The sequence below is a fragment of the Microbacterium sp. P2_F9 genome, from assembly GCF_056403635.1.
On the sequence record NZ_JBFUFC010000213.1, the window covers coordinates 1 to 6,375 of the forward strand.

A 6,375-nucleotide genomic window follows, 5' to 3' on the forward strand; every position below is an offset into this window, starting at 1 on the left:
AGCGGCGAAGGCGCGGATGTCCTTCGGGAGGCAGCCACCTCCGAACCCGATTCCGGCGCCGAGAAATCGGCGACCGATCCGCGCATCGTGCCCGATCGCGTCCGCGAGCAGGGTCACATCGGCGCCGGTGACCTCGGCGATCTCGGCCATCGCGTTGATGAATGAGATCTTCGTGGCGAGGAACGCGTTCGCTGCAACCTTGACGAGCTCGGCGGTCGCGTAATCGGTGACGATGAAGGGCGTCTGCTTCGCGACGGCGGGGTGGTAGACGCGTCGCAGGATGTCGGCGGCCCGATCGCCCTCGTCCCCACTTGGCACGCCGGCGACGAGCCGATCCGGATCGATCGTGTCTTGCACCGCCCACCCTTCCCGCAGGAACTCGGGGTTCCATACGAGCGTGGCGCCCGTGAGGGTCACCCGCTCTGCGAGGTCGGCCGCGGTGCCTACGGGCACGGTCGACTTGCCGGCGACGATGTCACCCGGCCGAAGGAACGGCACCAGCCCGTCGATCGCGGCGTTGACGTAGGTGAGGTCGGCCGCGTAGCCGTCCTTCTGCTGTGGAGTGCCGACACCCACGAAGTGCACGTCGGCACCGTGGGCCTCGGCCATCTCAGTTGTGAACCGCAGACGCCCCGACGCGATCCCTTCAGCGAGGATCTCAGGCAGACCGGGTTCGAAGAACGGCGCCTCACCCCGGGTGAGCATCGCGATCTTCCGCTCGTCGACGTCGATGCCGACGACGTCGTGGCCGATCGAAGCCATCGCGGCCGCGTGAACGGCCCCCAGGTATCCGCAACCGATGACGGAGAGACGCATGTGGCTCCTTGAGCTTGAGCATGAGGTGTTAGGCCGGCAGTCATCGGCGGCGGGACTTCCATTACTAGCAGAGCAATGTTTCTCGAAAAGGTCGCAGAAGTCGTGCTCGCCGACACAGAGCGTCTGGCGTCACGATCGCAGATACGAAGCGAGCGACTTCTCCACGTCCTTGACCTTGAAGCCGGAGGCCTCGATCTTGCCGAGGTCGAGCAGGCTGTTGCGCGGGCGGGGTGCAACTGCCGAGGTCGCCGATGCGAAGTACTCCGCTGTGGTCACGCCGGTGACCCTCTCCGAGTCGTGGCCGGTGAGCTCGAACACGCGTCGCGCGATGTCTGCCCACGTGGTCGGTTGCCCGGCACCGGTGAGGTTGTACGTCCCGTAGGCAGGTCGCGTCTCGAGCAGGTGACGGATGCCGCGGGCGAGGTCGGTGGTGAACGTGAGGCGTCCCGTCTGGTCGTCGACCACTCGGGGATCGACCCCGCGTTCGGCCAGCGAAGCCATCGTGCGGACGAAGTTGTGCCCCTCGCCGATGACCCACGATGTGCGGATCACGTAGTGGCGCGGCGCGGTCGCGGCTGCGGCGTCGCCGGATGCCTTGGTCTGCCCGTATACGCCGACTGGGCAGATGACGTCGGTCTCGCGGTAGGCCCCGTCGAGCGCTCCGTCGAAGACGTAGTCGCTCGAGACATGAATGAGGGTGATCCCGTTCGCTGTTGCGATGGCTGCGAGTGTAGCGACCGCGGTGGAGTTCGCAGCCCAGCAATCCCGGCGGCCATCCGGCGTCTCGGCGGTGTCGACTGCCGTATACGCAGAGGCGTTGACGATCGTCTCGTAGTCGCGCCAGCGGCGAGCCGAAGGCAGCGACGGCGCGGTGATGTCTAGGTCGGCACGCGAGGCGTACTCGATGTGCGACGCAACGCCGAACTCAGCCCGCAGTGCGAGTCCGAGCTGCCCGTTCGCTCCGACGACCAGGGTCTTGCGTGGCGGGACGGGGATGACCTCGTTGAGCCGTGGATGAGCGAGATCCTTCGGAGAGATCTCGACGTCCGCCAGTGGAATGGGCCACTGGATCGCGGCGGTCTCATCACCCAGGTTGAGGAAGGAGTACGCGGCGTCGGGCGACCAGTGGTCGTTCACGAGGTAGGTGTACGCCGTATCGGGTTCGAGGGTCTGATACGAATTGCCCACGCCGCGCGGAACGAAGATCGCGCGTGACGGGTCGAGCTCGGTGGTGTAGACGGCTCCGAAGCTCGGCCCTTCGCGGAGGTCCACCCAGGCGCCGAAGATCCGACCGGTGGCGACCGACACCCACTTGTCCCACGGTTCAGCGTGGATCCCGCGGGTCGTCCCGGCCTGGTCATTGAACGAGATGTTGTTCTGCACCGGACCGAAGTCGGGCAGCCCGAAGGCGAGCATCTTCTCGCGCTGCCAGTTCTCCTTGAACCAGCCGCGGCTGTCGCCGTGCACCGGCAGATCGAAGACCACCAGCCCAGGAATGGGTGTTTCCGCGCGCGCCAAAGCCTTGCCGAACTCCGTCACGGCTACTGGCCCTTCGTGGCGTAGAACGCTTCGACGCCGTCTTTCGACGGCGCCCACCACGACTCGTTGTCCTGATACCACCGGATCGTCGCCGCCAGTCCGGCCTCGAAATCTCCATAGGTCGGAGCCCACCCGAGCTCGGAACGAAGTTTGGTGGAGTCGATGGCGTACCGCATGTCGTGCCCCGCCCGGTCGGTCACGTGGTCGTACGCGTCCGCGGGCTGGCCCATGAGCGTGAGGATCAGCTCAACGACGTCCTTGTTGTTCTTCTCGCCGTCGGCGCCGATCAGGTAGGTCTCACCGATCTGGCCCTTGTCGAGGATGGTGAGCACGGCGGAGGAGTGATCGTCGGCGTGGATCCAGTCGCGCACGTTCTCGCCGGCGCCATACAGCTTCGGACGGATGCCGCGGACGACGTTCGTGATCTGACGGGGGATGAACTTCTCGACGTGCTGGTACGGGCCGTAATTGTTCGAGCAGTTACTGATGGTCGCCCGCACGCCGAAGGAGCGCACCCACGCCCGCACGAGCAGATCCGACCCTGCCTTGGTGGACGAATACGGCGACGAGGKGTTGTACGGCGTGCTCTCGGTGAACCGGGCAGGGTCGTCGAGTTCGAGATCGCCATACACCTCGTCGGTGGAGATGTGATGCAGGCGGCGGTCATGCTTGCGTGCCGCTTCGAGCAGCGTGTAGGTGCCGACAACGTTGGTTTCCAGGAACGGACGCGGGTCGTGCAGCGAGTTGTCGTTGTGCGATTCCGCGGCGTAATGCACGACCGCATCCACGTTGCCGAACAGTTCGTCGACGAGGGGCGCGTCGGTGATGTCTCCCTGCACGAACGTGAGCCGGTCTGCCGGGAGCCCGAGCAGCGAAGCCACATTCCCCGCATAAGTGAGCGCATCGAGCACTGTGACGTGGTGGTCGGTGTGCTCAATGACGTGGTGTACGAAGTTCGAGCCGATGAATCCGGCGCCGCCGGTGACCAAGAGTTTGCCCATCAGATGCCCCTCTCCAGGGTGTCGAGCAGGTATTTTCCGTACCCAGATTTCACGAGCTTCTCCGCCCGAATGCGCAGTTCGTCATCCGTGAGGAACCCCTGCCGCCAGCCGATCTCTTCGGGAGCGCCGATCCGCAATCCCGTGCGTCGCTCGATCGTGCGTACGTAATCGCCGGCGTCCGTCATCTGATCGAAGGTCCCGGTGTCGAGCCACGCGGTGCCACGGGGGAGCACCTCGACCTGCAGCTTCCCGCGGTCCAGGTACGCCCGGTTGACGTCCGTGATCTCGTACTCCCCACGCGGGCTCGGAGCCAGGCTGCGGGCGATATCGACCACATCGTTGTCGTAGAAGTACAGGCCGGGAACCGCGTAGTTGCTCTTCGGTACATCCGGCTTCTCTTCGAGTGAGATCGCGCGCCCGGCGTCGTCGAACTCGACGACGCCGTAGGCGGATGGCTCGGCGACCCAGTACGCGAAGATCGCCCCGCCGTCCACATCGGCGTAGCGCTTCAGCTGCGTCCCCAATCCGGGGCCGTAGAGCAGGTTGTCGCCGAGCACGAGCGCGACCTTCTCGTCGCCGATGAAGTCGGCGCCGATCGTGAACGCCTGAGCGAGCCCATCCGGCGACGGCTGCCGCGCAAAGGTCAGGTTCACTCCGAACTGTGATCCATCACCAAGCAGTCGCTCGAATTGCTCCGCGTCGTGCGGGGTCGTGATGATCAAAATGTCTCGGATGCCTGCGAGCATCAGCGTCGACAGCGGGTAGTAAACCATCGGCTTGTCGTACACCGGTATCAGCTGCTTCGAGATGCCCAAGGTGATCGGGTGCAGGCGCGTGCCCGACCCGCCGGCGAGGATGATGCCTTTCACGATCTTCTTCTCCTTGCGTAGGCGAGGACGGGAGTCAAGGCGCGTCCTTCCTGTTGGTCAGGTTGGTGGTGAGTCGCCGAACGAACCGATAGTCGGTGCGCCGCCAGCCGAGAAAGTTCGACATGGGGAGGCCGAAGAAGATACGCAGCCAGACCAGGTTCAATAGACCGGCAATCGCATTTCCGAGCAGTAGGGCGATTGAAGCCCCCACACTCCCAAGGCTCGGAACGAGCCAGAAAATGGCTCCGACATTCACCACTAGCGCGATCGTGAGCGAGAGGCTTCGGAGGCCCGGTCGCCCACGCGCCTTAAGCCCGGAACCTGCGACAGATCCGGGGTTGCCGATTACGGTCGCCGCCAGGAGTATCCACAGCGAGGGTAGCGCCGCGCCAAAGCCCGCACCGAACAGGACCGGCAGCGCCCAGATCGACATAGCGCCCACGACGACGGAGAGGATCAACGTGATTGTGGTCGATATTCGGGTTGCGCTGGCCAGCCGCTCCGCGTCTTCGCTGCGAGACTCCCGGGCGAAGATCACCCCAGCCACGGCTGCGTTGAAGATGAGCGTTACCTCTGCGATCGTTTGAGCGACGGCGAACAGCCCCAACTCGGTTGGTGTGGAGAGCGGCACCATGAGGGTCTGAGTGAGTCTGGTGAGGAGGATGCCGGTGAGTGAACCCACCCATACGCGGGCACTGTATGAGACAAGGGTGCTCAGACCCATCTCTCCTGAGCCGGGTGACACCGACGACCGCCGTGCGCTCCAGGGCAGAGCCGCGTAGACCACGATCCCGCAGAAGGTTGTGATCACGATGACGGCGGCGCTATTCGTGAGAGTCAGCGCGTCAGCTAGCGCGAGTCCCACTATTGCCACTAGGCGGCACCCCGAGCCGACCAGCTTCTCCATAGTGATGAGCGTCCAGTCCTCATAACCCATTGCGATCCCTCGCAACGCGGCAAGGATCAATGAGGGTGCGACCGCGAGTCCGGCTAGAGCGATGAGCCTCGCTAGCTCCGGGTCGCCGCCGCTGAGGACGGGTGCCAGCAGAAACAGCCCTGCGCTCGAGGCAATCCCAACGATGCCAAGTGCCAGCATCGCTATCGCGGCTATGAGCTGAATCCGCTTTCCGCGGCGTGCGGTGAGGTAGGTCAGGGCGTCAGGTATGCCAAGCGTGGCAATGTTGACGACGAGGAGCAGTGGGGCCGTGATCGCTGCGAGCTCGCCGCGGCCCGCTACTCCGAGACTCTGCGCCAGAATGGGTGCGGTCAGGAGCCCGACAATCGGCGGCAGCGCATTCCCCAACGAAGCCATCGCAACGCTGGAGACCACCGTAGGCGAAGTCTGCGAACGGGATTCGCTCTTGCGGAGACTCAAGACTTGCTCCTCGTCGGTTCCACAGGATCGAACGCTTCATCGGTTTCATTGACGAGCGCAACCAGATCATCGGGATCGTAAGTGGAGCGAACCTGATCATCATTTCCGGACCCGGAAACGTTCTCGATCCACAGCCCGCCGCTTCGCGTGCCTCGCAACGGGACTAGCTCGTACGCCTTCTGGGTTTGCCTGATGCGGTGGCCTCCACGAATGGCTTGCACGTGGAGCCAGATGTCGTCCGCTCTCGCGCACGTCGCCTCGAAACCACGACCTGCCTCGCGCAGTCGGTTGACCATCGCCGGGGGATATAGGGTTCCACCGACCCCCGTCGCGAAGTTGCGAATCGACCGCGATCCTGGGGCTGCGGGTTCCCATGACGCGTACGGTCCGATGCGGCCGCCGTCCAGGACGATCCTGCGACAGCGATGGCCCACCACGTCATCAGGAGAACTCTTATGGGTCTCCACAAGAGTCAGAAGCCAAGAACTCGGATACAGAACGTCGTCGTCGGCCGTGACCAGTGATTCGGTGTGCAGGCTTTGGCTCGAGGCATAGGGGAAGTACTTCTTGTGCGGTCCGAAGTCCTCTGTAGGAAGCACCTCCAGTCCGCGATCGATGAGCCGCTTGATGCCAGGGGTTAGGTCCGACAGTTGGCCTGGTTCGTCCAGCCACAGGATCAGCCGGGACGGACGCAGCCGGCCGCGCGCGATGCTCTCAATTGTGAGATGGACGGAGGCTGTCCGTCGTCCGAAACTCGTGAGGCTCACAACGGCGC

The 6,375-nt window shown here is 64.3% G+C and carries 6 protein-coding genes; all 6 read right to left on the reverse strand.

Features of this window, described 5'->3' with window-relative positions; genetic code table 11:
• Positions 1–816: UDP-glucose dehydrogenase family protein (locus tag AC1DVT_RS17005; RefSeq protein ID WP_477390216.1), on the reverse strand; the 816-nt coding region annotated here is incomplete at its 3' end.
• Positions 817–945: 129 nt separating this feature from the next.
• Complete coding sequence (locus tag AC1DVT_RS17010) at positions 946–2,355, reverse strand: sugar nucleotide-binding protein (protein WP_477390218.1); 1,410 nt, start codon at positions 2,353–2,355, stop codon at positions 946–948.
• A 2-nt stretch (positions 2,356–2,357) separates the two neighbouring features.
• Positions 2,358–3,356 (reverse strand): dTDP-glucose 4,6-dehydratase, encoded by a 999-nt coding sequence (rfbB, locus tag AC1DVT_RS17015; RefSeq protein WP_477390220.1) that lies wholly within the window; start codon positions 3,354–3,356, stop codon positions 2,358–2,360.
• Positions 3,356–4,225: a glucose-1-phosphate thymidylyltransferase RfbA gene (rfbA, locus tag AC1DVT_RS17020; RefSeq protein ID WP_477390222.1), complete on the reverse strand. Its 870-nt coding sequence runs from the start codon at positions 4,223–4,225 to the stop codon at positions 3,356–3,358. The genes rfbB and rfbA overlap by 1 nt, the downstream gene beginning before the upstream one ends.
• A 34-nt stretch (positions 4,226–4,259) precedes the next feature.
• A complete protein-coding gene (locus AC1DVT_RS17025) occupies positions 4,260–5,555 on the reverse strand; it encodes an oligosaccharide flippase family protein (RefSeq protein WP_477390224.1) in 1,296 nt (431 codons plus the stop codon).
• A gap of 41 nt (positions 5,556–5,596) precedes the next feature.
• Positions 5,597–6,375 (reverse strand): hypothetical protein (locus AC1DVT_RS17030; RefSeq protein WP_477390226.1); only part of this gene is annotated, 779 nt, incomplete at its 5' end.